The sequence below is a fragment of the Novosphingobium sp. TK71 genome, from assembly GCF_055361505.1.
This window is the reverse complement of sequence record NZ_JBSZKA010000001.1, coordinates 343,853-358,946: the sequence shown is the minus strand read 5'-3', so window position 1 is coordinate 358,946 and position 15,094 is coordinate 343,853. Positions and strand designations below refer to the sequence as shown.

Sequence of the window (15,094 nt, the reverse complement as noted above, 5' to 3'; positions counted from 1 at the left end):
GCTTCCGCGATTTGCACTCGTATCCCTCGGTCAATCGATCGCAATGTCAGGGTCGGAGCCAAGCCGAACATGAAGCAACTTGCCGAGAATTTCTGGAATTTCCGAGGCTCGTTCAAGGTCGCCAAGATCATTGACCTGGGCACGCAAATGTCGCTGGTGCGCCGGACCGGCGGGCGGTTCACGCTGATCGACAGTTATGGCGTCTCGGGCGCTGACCGCGAGGCGCTGCTGGAAATGACCGAAAACGGCGCCGCGATAGATACGATCGTCAACGTTCACCCCTTTCACACCCTGCATTGCGCGGCGGCCAATGAACTGGCGCCCCGCGCCAAGCTGTTTGGGACGCGTCGGCATCGCGAGCAGGCGCCGGAACTGCCCTGGGAAGAGGAGACTGTCGAGAACGCGGCAACCCAGGCCCAGTTCGAGGATCTGGACTTTTCGGTTCCCGCCGGGCTCGATCTGGTGACCGGCGACGACAGCGTCCATGCCGCGTCCGTTCTCGTGCGGCACCGACCGAGTGGAATCGTTCACGTCGACGATACGCTGATGGTTCTTGCAGCGCCCGGCCTGCTCGGCAGCATCCTGCCCCAGTCGCGGCTGCGCTTTCATCCGATGGTGGGAAAGGCGCTGCAGCATCGTTCCGGCGCCGTCGACGATTTCGTCGCATGGACCCAGGATCTGGCGCAGACGTGGGCGACTACGCCGATCGTCTGCGCCGCTCATTCCGCCGTCCGTCACTTGCCGCCAGGCGGATGGCGCGATGAAGTGACACACGCACTCTCAGCCATCCGCAAGACACTCGACCAACACCGAACGCGACACGGCTGATCCCGGCGAACTATTCTGAAACCCGATCGGAAGACACCAACCCATGAATGACAACCAAGCCGTCGCGACCGTTCTGCGGGCCGACGTAGCAGTGATCGGCGGGGGAACGGCCGGGCTCGCCGCCGAGCGTGCCGCGCGCAAGAACGGGGCCTCGACCTTGCTGATCGATCCTGCTTTCAGCGGCACCACGTGCGCGCGGGTGGGCTGCATGCCCTCCAAACTGCTGATCGCCGCCAGCCGCGAAGCCGCTCGCATCGGACGTGCCGGGCTGTTCGGCATCGAGGTGGCAGGCGTTAGGATTGATGGACCTGCGGTCCTGCGGCGCGTACGCGCAGAGCGTGATCGTTTTGCCCGCCTAACCCGCGAGTCCATCGCCCGTCTGCCAAACGGCGTGACGATCCGTGCCCGCGCCCGGTTCGATGGAGCGCACCGCCTCGTACTCGATGACGGGCGAGCGGTGGAAGCGCGTGCCATCGTGATCGCCGCCGGTTCCGCGCCGATCCTGCCAGAACCTTTCGCGGCGCTCGGCGAAGCTGTGCTGACAAGCGACACGGTTTTCGACCTGGCCGACCTGCCAAGGCGCCTTGCCGTGATCGGTTCGGGTGCCATCGGGCTGGAGCTAGCGCAGGCGTTTGCCCACCTTGGCGTCGAAACTACGCTATTCGACAAGGGCGAGCGCATGGCCAAGGTGCGCTGCAGAAAAGTTCACACTCAACTGCGTGAGGTGCTGACGGAGAACCTCGCCTTGCACCTCGGCGTCAACGTCACGCCGTACGCTGCCGACGATGGTGCAGGTCTTCGCTGGAGCGGTGCAAGCGAGGGAGAGGCGACATTTGACAAGGTGCTCGTCGCGGTTGGACGAAAACCGCAGATCGACGGGCTTGGTCTCGACAGTACCGGACTCGAACTGGACGACCGCGGGGTTCCCCGTCATGAGCGGGCGACCATGCGCTGCAGGCAAAGCAGCATTTTCCTTGCGGGCGATGCGGCGGGGGACCTGCCGCTTCTGCACGAAGCTTCGCACGAAGGCGCCATCGCCGGGCGCAACGCTGCCGCCTTTCCTGCACCTATTCCCGTGGAACGTAACACGCCTTTCGCAATCACCTTCACCGAGCCGGTCCTGGCCACCATCGGCGAGGCGGAAGAGAACGGGGCCATCACCGGCACGGCAGACTTTTCGGACCAAGGGCGCTCGCGCGTCGATGGGGTCAATCGCGGGGCGCTGACGCTCTATGCCGCAGCGCCCGATGGCAGGCTGATCGGCGCCGATCTTATCGCGCCCGCAGGCGAGCATCTGGCACACATGCTCGCATGGGCGGTGCAGGCAGGCCTCACCGCGACACAGTTACTGAACATGCCATTCTATCACCCGACCGTCGAGGAGGGACTTAAACAGGCGCTGCGCACGATCTGCGCCGCGACCCCGATCGCGCTCCCGCCCGACCAGGACGCAGGTACGCCCGCCGGTGCCTGAAGGCACGATTCTGCAAACTCACCAGCCCGCCAAACATGGGCGTTGGGAATGGTCGGTTCCGGCGGAAGCGGGCATGCCGCTATCCCATCGGAACAGCGCGTGTTGGGAGACAGATATCGACATAGCAAACAGACCGCTCCTGGGAGCGCAAGATTGGCGCTTGAGTGGCCAGGGAGGGTCGTATGCCGACGTCTCGCTTGAACCGCACAGCAAAGGTGTTCCGCGGTCCTGGCAAGGAAGATGACCTGTCGCACCACGATGACCTCTGATCCGCGGCCACAATCGCGACCTCGGTCAATCCTTAGTTGAAGATGTCAGTTTCGTCGGCTCGTTGGTCTGGTGCCAAGCTGATCGAGCGCATCGGGATTATCGCGCCCCCATGCATAGAGCAATTCGACCGGCTCAACGAAACGCATGCCCAGCGCGGTCAGGCGGTATTCGACCGCCGGCGGAATATCGCTTTGGACATGACGGCTGATCAAGCCGATTTCTTCCATATCGCGCAGAGTTTGCGTCAGCATCTTTTTTGAGATGCCGGGAAGGCTTCGCTGCAAGGCACCAGTGCGGCAAGCGCCACCATGGCGCGCATGCAGGGTGTGCAGCACCATGCTGGTCCATTTGGTTGCGAAAAGCGACAGGACCCGGCGCGGGGCGCAGTCCTCGCGCCATTCTTCTTCAGCGGTACCGGGGAGCATGACTGGTTACCTTTTGGTGCCTAGTGACCTATTTGGTGCCGTCTAGAACCAAAAGCGCATCGTGCCTAGTTGAGTTGCTCTTGAACGAGACGAAGGTGACGATCATGGCGAAGACGGCGTTGGTAGTTGGCGCGAGCGGCATAGTGGGAAGCGCGACGGCCGCATTGCTGGTCGAGCAGGGCTGGACGGTTTATGGGCTGTCCCGGCGCCCGGTCGAGCAGGACGGCGTGCTGCCCATCCTTGCCGACCTGCAGGATGCGCAGGCTACCTCTGCGGCACTCGCGCAAATCGACCCCGAGGCGGTCTTCATCACCACATGGTTACGCCAGGACAGCGAGGCGGAAAACATCCGGGTGAATGGCGCTATGGTTCGCAACCTGCTGGCGGGCTTGCCGAAGGCCTCAGGCTCTCGCCACGTCGCGCTGGTCACCGGGCTCAAACATTACCTGGGGCCGTTCGAGGCATACGGTAAGGGCACCCTGCCTCAGACGCCCTTTCGTGAAGAGCAAGGTCGGCTCGATGTCGAGAACTTCTACTATGCTCAGGAAGACGAACTGTTCGCGGCGGCGCAGCGCGATGGTTTCACCTGGAGTGTTCATCGCCCCCATACGGTCATCGGCAAGGCGGTGGGAAACGCGATGAACATGGGGACGACCCTCGCGGTCTATGCGTCCTTATGCCGGGATACGGGGCAGCCATTCATCTTCCCGGGCTCGGCGGCCCAATGGAACGGCCTGACCGACATGACTGACGCCGGGCAGCTGGCGCGTCATCTGCTGTGGGCGACGGAGACCGAAGCTGCCCATAACGAAGACTTCAACGTAGTCGATGGCGATGTATTCCGCTGGCAGTGGATGTGGAGCCGGATAGCAGACTGGTTCGGCATCGAGGTAGAGCCCTTTCATGGAACCGTTCGGCCATTGGCAGAGCAGATGGCGGATCATGCCGAGATCTGGCGGGCGATATCCGAGCGGGAGGGTCTGATTGAGCCGGATTTGTCGCGCCTCGCATCGCCCTGGCACACCGATGCTGATCTCGGCCGACCGATCGAGGTCGTGACGGACATGTCAAAAAGCCGGCGGCTCGGCTTTATGGCATATCAGTCGACGGATGAGGCCTTTTACGCGCTATTTGAACGGCTTCGCGCGGATCGCCTCATCCCGTGATCCTGTACATGTGGGAGAGATGAGCGGACGTTCCGCACCTTAGTAACCAAAATCGCTGGCTGAATGTTTTATAAGGGTCGGCTTCGTCGGCCTCGCAACGCCTTGGATTGGGACATTGCCGCCATTCCCAGGCAGGCGTCGAAATGGCGGCTTTCAGCCGAACACCAGACGTTCCAAGAGACAGCAAGTAGCTGCAGGGAACGGGCAACGCTGGCCGATTGCGGAACGACGGCTTACTGGCCCAGATTGGCAGATAGCTGCCCGTCGCCTTCGGTGTGGCGCATCGTCGGCAAAGGAGTTTTCCTGCCAGTCGGCAGACGCCCCATTGCGGACCTTGCTTCGCTTGAGTTGCACTGGCACCAAGTTAGCATGACCGAGCCTCTTCAAATCATCGCGACTGACGTGCTTTATTATCATGACGCCGACGAAAGAGCCTTTTTTGAGTGGCTGGACCGCATGGCCTTTGTCGCGGATTACCGTGGCGAAGTGAGGGATTTATTCATCAACCTAAACCGGTTACCAACAGATGATGATATGTTCGAGATCATCGGATTCTGCCGCAGGTACGGCGTTAACATGGCCCAGCTTGCTAAATTCGAGACGCCTGAAAACACGGTATGGCTACGTGACAATACGATGATTTGGCACCGAGAAATATTCGGCGGCCTGAGCGAAGCGAGTGACAATTAGCCACCCCTCATCGCCTTTTCGGGGCGCCGATCGCATCGCTTGGCGAGGTAAAGCCGCCCGTCCGTTTTCAGGCAGCCCAAATCCGTAGCCTTAGCGGCGACGATGGGTGGAAAGTAGGCCTTAAAGTCTATCAGCCTGAACTGCGCTCAACGCGGATGCCAACTGCCTTGAATGCCAGCGCGAGATCAGTCGTGAGTGCAGGATCGAACTCAAAACCGTGGTGCCACATGCCCTCGCCACGGTGCAGGATGATGGACATCGAGCCGTCTGAAAAATGGATAACTTCCTTGATCTCGGAGGGGTCAAATTCATGTTCAATCAGAAACTGGCGGGCAGATGCTTCGTCTGGTTGAGCACTTAAGCGCGGCTTGTTCAACTTGGGCACATCCACCTCCGATTCGGTCTACGCTAGCGCCTCGTTGCCAGAAACCAAGGTCCGCAATGGAGCGTGTCCAATCAGGCTGCATTTCTTCCCGAGCGGCGAGCACCGGACGTACGGCTTTCGAGCGCGGCGCTCCCCGCCCGGAATGGCGAAAACGGGCGCGAAGCCGACCGGCCGATTTGTCAGACCCGTATGGCGGGTTTCAGCGAAAGCCGACGCTCGCATCGACCACTCTGAATGTCTTGAGCTGGTCGACAATGATGGACAGGGCCTGGGACTTTTCTGACATTCGCGAGCGAAAGGCTGGATGGCAAGTTTGCTCCGGAGCGAACATACTGCGCCTGCCCCGCCGATACGCGTCGCAACAAAGCTTGGCCGCTTGCTGCCAGCCCGCTTTCCGGCGAAGGTCGGCACAGCTGCCGTAAGCGACTGCCCTTCAAGCGGCAATTGTCGACAAGGCGCGGTCGTTCGGCTCCGATCCGATTACGGCCTTCTTATCACAAGCGGCCGAACAGAGCGGCAAGAACGGACAATCAGCCGGGCAATGAATGAGAGTCAGCCTGAGCGCCGCGCGCAGGTATTATGAGGAGCTGACTGCTCAGTGCAACAACGCCAGGAGCGTCGTGGCCAATTCATCTTTACGAAACGGCTTCGTCAACCTTGGGCGATCCGCATCGACGCCGGCCGTTTCGGCATAGCCGGACACTAAGAGAACAGGAAGTCCAGGGCGGATGCGTTGCACATGGCGGGCAAGCTCGGTCCCCGTCATGCCCGGCATGAGGTGATCGGTAACGATGACATCGAATGCCTGATCACGTTCCAGCATTCGCACCGCCTCATCAGCAGAACTCGCTTCGATCACGGCGAAGCCGAGATCGGCGAGCATGTCGGCGGTGCTCATTCGCACCAACTCTTCGTCATCGACAAGGAGGGCTACTCCGCGGTCCGATCCTTCTTCTTCAAACCGGCTTACGTTCGACGGCAGATTCGTGTCCTCGTTGCTGACGGGGAGCCATAGCTCGACAGTGGTGCCCATTCCCGGTTGGCTTTGAATTGTCAGCGCTCCACCCAGCTGGGAAGCCAGACCGTGCACCGATGACAGGCCGAGGCCAGTGCCTTGGCCGATGCCCTTGGTTGAGAAGAATGGCTCGATTGCGCGGGCGAGCGTCGCCTCATCCATCCCCATACCCGTATCGGCGACTGAAAGGCGAATATAGGTTCCGCTAGAGAGCTGCGATCGATGGTCGCCGTCTACAGTCTCCGTGCTCGCCGTTATTCGCAGCGTACCCCCGTCCGGCATCGCATCGCGTGCGTTCACCGAAAGGTTCAAAAGCGCCATTTCCAATTGGTTCGGGTCCGCTCGGGCCGGTGGCAGGTCTTCGGCGACATCCACGACAACCCTGATCTGTGGCCCCGTAGTGCTCTCGACCAAGTCACCCATTCCGGCGACGAGCGCCGCCACGTCGACAGACACGGCCTGGAGTGGCTGACGCCGTGCAAACGCCAATAATCGCTGAACAAGTATCCGGGCGCGTTCCGCTGATTGGGCCGCGCCAGCGATGAGTCGCTGCTCACGTTCGCTACCTATCCCCCTGCGCTGAAGCATGTCGAGAGAACCGACGATCGGCGTCAGAAGATTGTTGAAGTCGTGGGCAACGCCACCGGTGAGCTGCCCCATCGCTTCCATCTTCTGGCTCTGGCGCAGCGCGTCCTGGGCGCGGGCCAGCTCCGCCTCCCGCGCCTTTGCGTGGCTGAGATCGCGGCCGATCGCGATAAAGTTCACACCATCGGGTTCGGGCGCCACAGTCCACTCGATTGGCTTCCACCCGCCATCGCGTGTGCTGATGCGGTTTTCAAAACGTGTAGGCTGCCCCGTACCCCGCATATTTTCGATTGCCGCCAGTGTGGGTGGAGCATCGTCCGGATGCATGAAAGTGGCATAGCCGTTTAAGAGCAATTCGCGCTCAGACCAGCCCAGGACTTGCGTCCAAGCGGGACTTACCGCTGACATCATGCCGCCATAGTCGGCCCGGGCGAGCATATCCTGCGACAGGTTCCACAGTCGATCGCGCTCCGCCACACGCGCTTCGACCTGTAGCTCAAGTGTTTCGTTTAGCTCGCGCAGGCGCGCCTCGCTATCACGGAGTGCCTGCTCGCCCCGGGCTCGCTCGACGGCGCTGCGCGTGCGCTCCGCGAACTCGCGGATAAGCGCAAGGTCGGCATCGCTCCAGTTCCGCACTTTCCCGTCGTTGACGAAGAACACCGCCGCGAGCCGTCCGAGCTCCAAGACAGGCGCGTTCACGAAGGAACGTGTGGACTTGGCTTCCAGCGCGTCGGCGGCGGCGCCGGAAGTCCGCGGATCAGACCGAGCATCGGCTATTACTGTGAACTCGCCGCGTTTGAGGCTGTCGATAAAGGAGCCATAATCCCTCAGCGGAGTAATCCCGGCGAGGCTCTCGACCCCAGGTGCCGTCCAGTCACGATCGACGTGCAGCGTTTCGGCGTAATGGTCTATCGCGCCGTACCCGACGCGCGTAACGCGCAGCGTCTCACCTAAGATGCGCGCGGCGGCACTGGCGATGCCGGCCGGCTCCTGTACATCCTTCAGTGCCTCAGCGAAGTCGACCAGAGCCACGCGCCGGATCTCGGCCGCCTTTCGCTCGGTGATCTCCAGCACGCTACCTGCGACGCGAAGACAACGGCCTGCTGCGTCAAACACACCACGGCCTTTGGCAGCGACCCAACGCTCGACGCCGTCTTCCTTCCCGATCGTGCGATATTCGACGTCATACAAGGCACGCGTGGCCGGGTCGGCGGCGGTAGCGTAGGCCAAGCTCGTCGCTTCGCGATCGTCGGGATGTAGGCCATTATAGAAGTCGGCCATTGTGACCGGAACGTCCGGTGAGATACCAAACATCGCCTTGGTACGTGCCGGCCAGATCAAGCGGTCGTTGACAACATCCACATCCCAAAAGCCGATCTCGGCGTTCTCGACCGCCAGTCGGAGCCTTTCCTCGCTTTCCCGAAGCTGCGCGGTTGTGTCGCGCAACTGGTATTGACGGTCTCGGGCCTTGAGGGACGAGCGTATCGCCCCGAGCATCGCCTCCGCATGAAGAGGACGCTCCAGCAATACGACATTGCCGAGCTCTGCAAGGCGATCGGTAGCGGATATCGACCGCGGCGAGCGTGATCCGTTGGCCAGCACCACGAAGGGGACGTCCGACCATGCAGGCTGTGCTGCAACCCACGAGGCGAGTTCGGAAAGCGGCGACGTCGCCAACGCCTCTTCCGTGATCAGAATTGTGCCCGCGCCTTGTTCGAGCATTTCAACGAGGTGGGACTGATCAGAGCAAATCTGTGCGTCGATGCCGTGTCGTGCCAGGAGCTCGGCAGCGATGGCAGCGTCCCGACCGCGGGGAGCGAGGATCAGAACTCGCTTGTGCATGTCAACCGCGTGGATTTTCCGGATCGATCTGACTAGCCATCAACGTATCCCGCGTGCCAGAGAAAGTGGGCACGCCCGTCAGAACGCCTTGGAACCTGTCTAGTGGCTCACCCAATCGCAGCCCGTCGCTGCTGATTTGAAACTCCCGGATCGTCCTTTCGTGCCGCGCCGTCCTCGTTTTAATCACCGAGATGGCTTGGCGGACCTCGCCCAACGCCTCGAAGTAGCGCAACTGGACGACCGTATCGGAGAGGTAGCTGAGATCCACGTCCGTCCGAATGTCGCCAGCGATGCCGTGGAGGCCGAGGATAAGAAGGCTAACGATACCCTTTTGTCCGAGATAGCTCAGCATCTCGTGCATCTGGATAATGAGAAACTGCTCGTTGGGCATAGCCTGGAGGTAAGCGTTGAGACTGTCGATCGCGATCATACTCGCCCCGCTCTCAACCGCTTCCTGAATGCGACTAGCGAACTCGCCCGGCGACATCTCGGCCGGGTCGATGGCACGCAGTTCAAGCAGGCCGCTGTCGATGTGCGGCTGAAGGTCTAGACCGAGCGCAGCGCTCCGCGTGAGCAGCGTCGACGCGCGCTCATCGAACAGAAAGTAGGAAGCTTTCTCGCCGCGCTTTAGCGCCGCCTCAATACATTGGATCGAAGCTGTCGTCTTGCCGACTCCAGCGGGTCCCGAAAACAGCGTGGCGGTTCCAGGCACAAGACCGCCGCCGAGCAGGGTATCCAGCTCAGGCGAGCCGGTCGAGACAGGTTCACCGCTTTGCTGGGTGGTGTGGTCCGCAGCGACCAGCCGCGGGTACACACACAACCCGCCCCGCTCGATCTCGAAATCGTGGTAGCCACCCCTGAACTGTCGCTGGCGCATCTTCACGACATTCAGGCGACGCCGCTGAGCGCCGAAACTCGCCAACGTCTGCTCAAGCGAGATCACGCCATGGGCGATACTATGTAGTTGGAGGTCATTCCCGCTCGCGCCCTTATCGTCGAGGACGAGCACCGTGCAGGCACGCGTCGAGAAGAAGTGCTTGAGAGCGAGGATTTGACGGCGATAGCGGATAGGGCTCTGCGCCAGCAATCGCAGTTCGGAAAGGCTGTCAAGGACGAGGCGGGCAGGACGGATCTTGTCCACCTTTGCCATGATATCGCGGACCGTTTCTCCGAGTTCAACCTCGCTAGGGTGAAGCAGCGTCTGCTCCTGATCCTCGCCGAAACCGTCCGGCGGAACCATCTCGAAGAGGTCAACACCATCCAGTGACCAGCCATGCGCGTCGCCGACGGCGCGTAGTTCGACTTCGGTTTCCGCCAACGTGATGTAGAGGACGGGCTCTCCCACAGCGGCGCCGGCAAGCAGGAAGCGCATTGCCAGCGTCGTCTTGCCCGTGCCTGGTGTGCCTTCCACTAGGTACATGCGCTCGGGCGTGAGGCCGCCGTTAAGAATATGATCCAGGCCGCTTGTGCCGGTCGAAGCTAATCCGGTCTCTTTATTGTTGGGCGCCACACTCGCTCCTCCTTTGCAGCCGCCCACGCGCAGACTCGGCCGCCGAAGGTTGGATCAAACCAATATGATAGCGTCATCGGCGAGCGGAAGCGATCATAACTTCGTTCGTGGTAACGCCTTCGGCCCGTACGACGCCCGTCTTTGCCCTGGTCTGTCCGTTTGCGGGCCTCGGATAGCTCGTGCCGAAATGTCCGGACTTGAGGCGCATTGCTGCGAAACAGTTTTACGACGACCGAGCGGAAGCTTTTGTCGGAGGCCGTCATTAAAGGCGCGACCGGCGAACGACCCATCTTGGTCGGCGCCTGCCGGATTAGCGGACGGTCTGCAGTTGGGAAGCCAAATTTGGCCGCTGAGCGGCCGGAAAGGGTCGGCCTCTCCTGAAGCGTTCTACCTATGGCCGTCACGGCCCCAGGAGATGTGTCATGGGATTGTCAGAGTTTGATCCCGCCGCTCGCGAGCGGGTATCTTGGAACGCTGGGCGTAAGGTTGGAGCAAAGCGAGCGCTCAAGCCCCGTCAGATATGGGCGATCCGCTTCTTTCTCGACCAGCATGGGCGGGTCCGCGACCGGGCCCTCTTTGACCTAGCGATCGACAGCAAGCTTCGCGGATGCGACCTGGTGAAGATCAGGATCAGCGATATCGTTTGTGATGGGAAAATTCGAACACGGGCTACGGTCGTACAGCAAAAGACCGGCAGACCGGTTCAGTTTGAACTGATGACTGATGCCCGCGCTAGCCTGCTCAAATGGCTGGAACTGAGAGGTGGGTCCTTGGAGGATTTTGCATTTCCTAGCCGCACCGATCACGCGGCCCACATTAGCACCAGGCAATATGCTCGCCTTGTCGACGAATGGGTCACGGGGATCGGACTTCCTGGCGAAGATTATGGCACCCACTCTCTTCGCCGAACCAAGGCGTCGATCATCTACAAGGCGACTGGAAATCTCCGCGCCGTCCAGATTTTGCTTGGGCACACGAAGATCGAAAGCACGGTCAGATACCTCGGCGTGGACGTGGAGGACGCTTTGACCCTCGCAGAGGGCACTGAAATCTGAAACTGCCTTGGGTCCTTGCCGCTGCAAGGACCCAAGGCTTACAGCGTGGCGGCAGCTCTGCGCCCATTCCAGCCATTCACGGATCGATTTGACGATGCTGGAAGCCGACCTTCAGCGCGGAAGCGACGGAGAGGTGAGCGGCCGCTTGTGCGCCCGTCGAATTCAGATCAGGGTCTTCTTAGCAACGCTGCGTACCGCCTCGGTAAACGTGCGCAGGGCGGAAGCATGTAGTCTTGTGACCGTCCAGTACAGCTTCACCTCAAGCGGATGCCCTGGCGCCAGCTCGACGAGTTGGCCCTCAGCAATCTTGGCCTCTGCAATCATGGCTGGATGCATGCCCCATCCCAGGCCGGACAATCCAAAGTTCAAGAACCCGATGCTTGACGGCACCCAGTGCATCGGCGCGTCCAGTCCGATCTTGAAATTCTCACGCACCCATCGCGCCTGGAGGCCGTCCCTGCGTTCGAACCGCAGGCAAGGAGCATTCTGGAGGGCCTCTGCAGTGACGCCGTTGGGAAAGTGCTGATCAGCGAATTCCGGGCTGCAGCAAGCCAAGTACTGAAGGTTGCCAAGCTCAATCGTCTTGCAGCCCTGGACCGTCCCTGGGTCGTCAGAGACTGCAGCGATGACCTCGCCGGAGCGCAAGCGGTCCGCAGTGTGGGCCTCGTCCTCAATGATAAACTCGAGAAGGTAACCCGTGGCATGAGAGAATTTCGCTGCGGCTTCCGGGAACCACGTCGCCATGCTGTCGGAATTTACAGCGAGCTTCAGCGTGACCGGCTTTTCTGTTCGACCAACTGCGAACGACAACACCGGAGCAAGGTCGGCCTCCAGCAACTGCACCATGTCTACATGGGCACAAAGCTTGCGCCCGAGTTCGGTTGGGAGGCACGGTTGCCCCCGCACAATCACGATGCTGCCTAGCCGCTCCTCCAGAGCGCGAATTCGCTGGGACACCGCCGAGGGGGTAACGCCCAGTCGTTCGGCCGCCCGCTCGAAGCTTCCTTCACGCACAACGGTAGCGATGGCGGCCAGTGCGGGATAGTCGAGCATGATTTAGCTGTACTTCATCAGATGTAGAAGAACAAGTTTCCCTGAATCGCTGCGTACAGGCATAGGCTGGTCCATGACCAACGTCCTGCCCACCTTCGTCACCGGCTTTGCAATGTCGGCCGCATTGATCATGGCAATCGGTGCCCAGAACCTGTTCGTCCTGCGACAGGGGCTGAAGCGTGAGCACGTCGGACCAATCGTCCTGTTCTGCGGCTGCGCCGATGCTATCCTAATTGCCGCCGGTGTCGGCGGTGTGGGGGCGCTGCTTGGCGCGATGCCCCAGTTGACGTTGGTTCTCACGCTTGGCGGCGCCGCATTCCTTGCGTGGTACGGCCTCAAGGCATTTCAGCGAATGATGGCACCCGAAGCCATGGCGGTATCGGCACAAGGCAAGCTAACGTTGGGCAGCGCACTGGGGGCGACGGCCGCGTTCACGTTCCTCAATCCGCACGTCTATCTAGATACTGTGCTGCTGATGGGGGCAGCGGGGTCTGCGCACGCACCGGCCTTGCGTCCTGTCTTCGTCGCCGGTGCTGCGACGGCGAGCATTACCTGGTTCGCAGCGCTTGGTTACGGCGCGCGCATCCTGACCCCGCTCTTCGCCCGGCCTGCGGCCTGGAAGGTCCTCGATGCCATCGTTGGTATCGTCATGCTGACCCTGGCGGCATCTCTGACTGGAAGGATTTTCTTATGACCCCACTGATGACGAGGCAGGACATGCGCAGACCTTTGCAGCCCCGGCATCCAGGCACCGCGCCGGCCGACAACCGCATGCCGTCACCGGTGGCATCGATCCGGCATTGGCTGCTCTCAATATCCGAGGTTGCGGTGAAGCACGGTTACGCATCCCCGTGGGAGCAGGACGATCGGCGCTCGGGGATGATTGCAACGGGAAGACGATAGGCCATGGCATGGATCGTACTCGGGATCGCAGTGGTTACCGAGATCGCATGGGCGCTCAGTATGAAATGGACGGCAACGCAGGGAAACTGGACGTCGGCGTCCCTCCCCATCATCCTGAATTTCGTTAACATGGGCCTGTTGGCTTTCGCCATGCGGACACTTCCGGCAGGTACCGCCTATGCGGTATGGACCGGTCTTGGCGCGGTCGGCGTCGCCGTCATGGGCGTTGTCCTGTTCGGGGAGCGTTTGAATCCGGTGCAGATAGTCTTCATATCTCTCGTCGTTGTCGGCGTCGTCGGCACCAAGTTCTTCGCGACCGCGTAGCATGTGGAAAGATCTGGTCCTCGTCTACGGCGCCTATGTCCTGACGGCAGGCAGCCCTGGTCCTAGCACAATGGGCATCATGGGGATCGCCATGCGTCACGGACGCAGGCCCGCTGCAGCCATGGCCGCCGGCGTGGTGACGATGTCGTTCGCATGGGGCTTGATCGCCGTCACCGGCCTTGCAGCCCTGGTCATTCGCTACGCACAGGCACTTACCATCCTGAAGATCGCCGGCGGTCTTTACCTGCTGTGGCTTGCCTTCAAGTCCGCCCGGTGCGCCATGCAAAAGGATGCGGCGCCGCTGATGGTTTCAGCAGGAGAGGACAATCTGGGTGCCGTGTTCCGGCGCGGCGTGCTCATGCACGTTGGAAATCCGAAGGCGATCCTCGCCTGGGTTGCCCTGATGTCACTCGGCGTTGGAGCACATGCTTCGGCAGAGCATCTGGCCTTGGCGTTCGGCGGCTGTGTTCTTCTCGGAATGCTCATCTTCTTCGGCTACGCCGCGCTGTTTTCGACGGCACCGATGGTCAAAGGCTATGCCAGAGCTCGACGCTGGATCGACGGGACGCTCAGTATCGTTTTCGCCGGCGCCGGCGCACGCCTGCTTTTCAGCCGATAGAGGATTGGATAAACAGAGATGACGGTTTTCACGGGTCTTTCCGCTTTCCCGCCGACGCCGGCGAACGTGGACGGCATTGTCGATACCGATGCGCTGGGCGTTCTTGTCGATCGCCTTGCGGGTGCAGGCGTCAATTCGGTAAGCGTTCTCGGTAGCACGGGGACTTATGCCTATCTTGACCGGGATCAGCGCAATCGCGCTGTCTCGGCTGCGGTTGAAGCGGCTGCCGGCCGTGTGCCTGTGGTCGCAGGGGTCGGAGCGTTGCGAACCAGTTGGTCCTGCGAACTTGCCGTTGCAGCCCAGAGTGCCGGGGCCAGCGGACTCTTGCTTGCGCCGATGTCCTACGCGCAGCTATCCGCCAGGGAGGTCGAGCATCACTTCAAAGCAGTCGCCGCTGCGACTGATATGCCGCTGTGCATCTACAACAATCCGGGCACGACGAATTTCAAGTTCTCGCACGACCTGATCGTCGAGCTCGCCCACGTGCCGAACATCGCCGGGGTGAAGATGCCGCCGCTCGATGACGAAGCTTATGCTTCCGAAATCGAAGAGCTTCGCATCCGCGTGCCGGAGGATTTCAGGATTGGCTATAGCGGCGACTGGTGTGCTGCGCCGGCATTCATGGCAGGCGCCGATGCCTGGCACAGCGTCGTTGCGGGTGTGCTGCCGGAGCCGGCGGTCCGCTTGACCACAGCTGCAATGGTTGGCGATGCTGCCGAAACCAAAAGGTTGCAGGCGCTCTGCGCACCGATGTGGGCGATCTTCGAAAGGTACGGCAGCTTGCGTACCATCTATGGGATTGCAGAAATCCTCGACCTTGAAGTCGGGACGGCCCCGATGCCGGTGCAAGCCTATGTCGGCAAGGACCAGTTAGCCGAGCTACCGGCTGCCATCGATAGCATGAATTTGATTGCCAGCTGAACCATGCACAGCCTTGCAGATAGCAAGGG

14 protein-coding genes are annotated in these 15,094 nt (G+C 61.2%); 9 read left to right on the top strand and 5 right to left on the bottom strand.

Annotated elements, in window-relative coordinates; translation table 11 throughout:
* The first annotated feature begins 69 nt into the window (after nt 1-69).
* Both ACXJ16_RS18065 and ACXJ16_RS18060 read left to right on the top strand, forming a co-directional pair.
* The gene (locus ACXJ16_RS18065; RefSeq protein WP_463922940.1) at nt 70-828 is read left to right on the top strand and encodes a hypothetical protein; all 759 of its coding nucleotides are present in this window, start codon (nt 70-72) and stop codon (nt 826-828) included.
* Between the two features lie 43 nt (nt 829-871).
* Nucleotides 872-2,302 carry a dihydrolipoyl dehydrogenase gene (locus ACXJ16_RS18060; RefSeq protein ID WP_463922939.1) on the top strand — a complete coding sequence of 477 codons (1,431 nt, stop codon included), beginning with the start codon at nt 872-874 and terminating at the stop codon, nt 2,300-2,302.
* Nucleotides 2,303-2,616: 314 nt separating this feature from the next.
* On the opposite strand, the gene ACXJ16_RS18055 is transcribed toward ACXJ16_RS18060, so the two are convergent.
* Entirely contained in the window at nt 2,617-2,997 is a 381-nt protein-coding gene (locus ACXJ16_RS18055) for a winged helix-turn-helix transcriptional regulator (RefSeq protein WP_463922938.1), read from the bottom strand.
* Nucleotides 2,998-3,101: 104 nt separating this feature from the next.
* Between ACXJ16_RS18055 and ACXJ16_RS18050 the strand changes: the two genes are divergently transcribed.
* Together ACXJ16_RS18050 and ACXJ16_RS18045 are read left to right on the top strand one after the other, a co-directional pair.
* Nucleotides 3,102-4,163 (top strand): SDR family oxidoreductase, encoded by a 1,062-nt coding sequence (locus ACXJ16_RS18050; RefSeq protein WP_463923294.1) that lies wholly within the window; start codon nt 3,102-3,104, stop codon nt 4,161-4,163.
* A gap of 102 nt (nt 4,164-4,265) precedes the next feature.
* On the top strand, nt 4,266-4,853 hold the full coding sequence (locus ACXJ16_RS18045) for a hypothetical protein (protein ID WP_463922937.1): 588 nt from the start codon (nt 4,266-4,268) through the stop codon (nt 4,851-4,853).
* Between the two features lie 130 nt (nt 4,854-4,983).
* Here the strand turns inward: ACXJ16_RS18045 and ACXJ16_RS18040 are convergent, their stop codons facing one another.
* The 3 genes from ACXJ16_RS18040 to ACXJ16_RS18030 form a co-directional block, all read right to left on the bottom strand.
* Entirely contained in the window at nt 4,984-5,229 is a 246-nt protein-coding gene (locus ACXJ16_RS18040; RefSeq protein ID WP_463922936.1) for a hypothetical protein, read from the bottom strand.
* Nucleotides 5,230-5,833: 604 nt separating this feature from the next.
* Nucleotides 5,834-8,680, bottom strand: a complete 2,847-nt coding sequence (locus ACXJ16_RS18035; protein WP_463922935.1) for a PAS domain-containing protein — start codon at nt 8,678-8,680, stop codon at nt 5,834-5,836.
* Between the two features lies 1 nt (nt 8,681).
* Entirely contained in the window at nt 8,682-10,190 is a 1,509-nt protein-coding gene (locus ACXJ16_RS18030) for an ATPase domain-containing protein (protein ID WP_454797971.1), read from the bottom strand.
* Nucleotides 10,191-10,612: 422 nt separating this feature from the next.
* Here ACXJ16_RS18030 and ACXJ16_RS18025 point away from each other — a divergent pair, with 422 nt between their 5' ends.
* Nucleotides 10,613-11,245, top strand: coding sequence for a tyrosine-type recombinase/integrase (locus ACXJ16_RS18025; RefSeq protein ID WP_463922934.1), 633 nt, complete (start codon nt 10,613-10,615; stop codon nt 11,243-11,245).
* 162 nt (nt 11,246-11,407) lie between these two features.
* On the opposite strand, the gene ACXJ16_RS18020 is transcribed toward ACXJ16_RS18025, so the two are convergent.
* The gene (locus tag ACXJ16_RS18020; protein ID WP_463922933.1) at nt 11,408-12,298 is read right to left on the bottom strand and encodes a LysR family transcriptional regulator ArgP; all 891 of its coding nucleotides are present in this window, start codon (nt 12,296-12,298) and stop codon (nt 11,408-11,410) included.
* A 73-nt stretch (nt 12,299-12,371) separates the two neighbouring features.
* On the opposite strand from ACXJ16_RS18020, the gene ACXJ16_RS18015 reads away from it, so the two are divergent.
* The 4 genes from ACXJ16_RS18015 to ACXJ16_RS18000 all read left to right on the top strand — a co-directional run bounded on the left by ACXJ16_RS18015 (nt 12,372) and on the right by ACXJ16_RS18000 (nt 15,065).
* Complete coding sequence (locus ACXJ16_RS18015) at nt 12,372-12,992, top strand: LysE/ArgO family amino acid transporter (RefSeq protein WP_463922932.1); 621 nt, start codon at nt 12,372-12,374, stop codon at nt 12,990-12,992.
* Nucleotides 12,993-13,204: 212 nt separating this feature from the next.
* Nucleotides 13,205-13,525, top strand: coding sequence for a DMT family transporter (locus ACXJ16_RS18010; RefSeq protein ID WP_463922931.1), 321 nt, complete (start codon nt 13,205-13,207; stop codon nt 13,523-13,525).
* 1 nt (nt 13,526) lies between these two features.
* Complete coding sequence (locus ACXJ16_RS18005; protein ID WP_463922930.1) at nt 13,527-14,144, top strand: LysE family translocator; 618 nt, start codon at nt 13,527-13,529, stop codon at nt 14,142-14,144.
* An 18-nt stretch (nt 14,145-14,162) separates the two neighbouring features.
* Entirely contained in the window at nt 14,163-15,065 is a 903-nt protein-coding gene (locus tag ACXJ16_RS18000) for a dihydrodipicolinate synthase family protein (RefSeq protein ID WP_463922929.1), read from the top strand.
* Nucleotides 15,066-15,094: the final 29 nt, after the last annotated feature.

Coding starts and splice junctions, on each gene's coding strand:
- ACXJ16_RS18020 (WP_463922933.1), bottom strand. CDS start 12,298: ATGCTCGACTATCCCGCACTGGCCGCCATCGCTACCGTTGTGCGTGAA.
- ACXJ16_RS18025 (WP_463922934.1), top strand. CDS start 10,613: ATGGGATTGTCAGAGTTTGATCCCGCCGCTCGCGAGCGGGTATCTTGG.
- ACXJ16_RS18035 (WP_463922935.1), bottom strand. CDS start 8,680: ATGCACAAGCGAGTTCTGATCCTCGCTCCCCGCGGTCGGGACGCTGCC.
- ACXJ16_RS18060 (WP_463922939.1), top strand. CDS start 872: ATGAATGACAACCAAGCCGTCGCGACCGTTCTGCGGGCCGACGTAGCA.
- ACXJ16_RS18050 (WP_463923294.1), top strand. CDS start 3,102: ATGGCGAAGACGGCGTTGGTAGTTGGCGCGAGCGGCATAGTGGGAAGC.
- ACXJ16_RS18015 (WP_463922932.1), top strand. CDS start 12,372: ATGACCAACGTCCTGCCCACCTTCGTCACCGGCTTTGCAATGTCGGCC.
- ACXJ16_RS18010 (WP_463922931.1), top strand. CDS start 13,205: ATGGCATGGATCGTACTCGGGATCGCAGTGGTTACCGAGATCGCATGG.
- ACXJ16_RS18000 (WP_463922929.1), top strand. CDS start 14,163: ATGACGGTTTTCACGGGTCTTTCCGCTTTCCCGCCGACGCCGGCGAAC.
- ACXJ16_RS18055 (WP_463922938.1), bottom strand. CDS start 2,997: ATGCTCCCCGGTACCGCTGAAGAAGAATGGCGCGAGGACTGCGCCCCG.
- ACXJ16_RS18005 (WP_463922930.1), top strand. CDS start 13,527: ATGTGGAAAGATCTGGTCCTCGTCTACGGCGCCTATGTCCTGACGGCA.
- ACXJ16_RS18065 (WP_463922940.1), top strand. CDS start 70: ATGAAGCAACTTGCCGAGAATTTCTGGAATTTCCGAGGCTCGTTCAAG.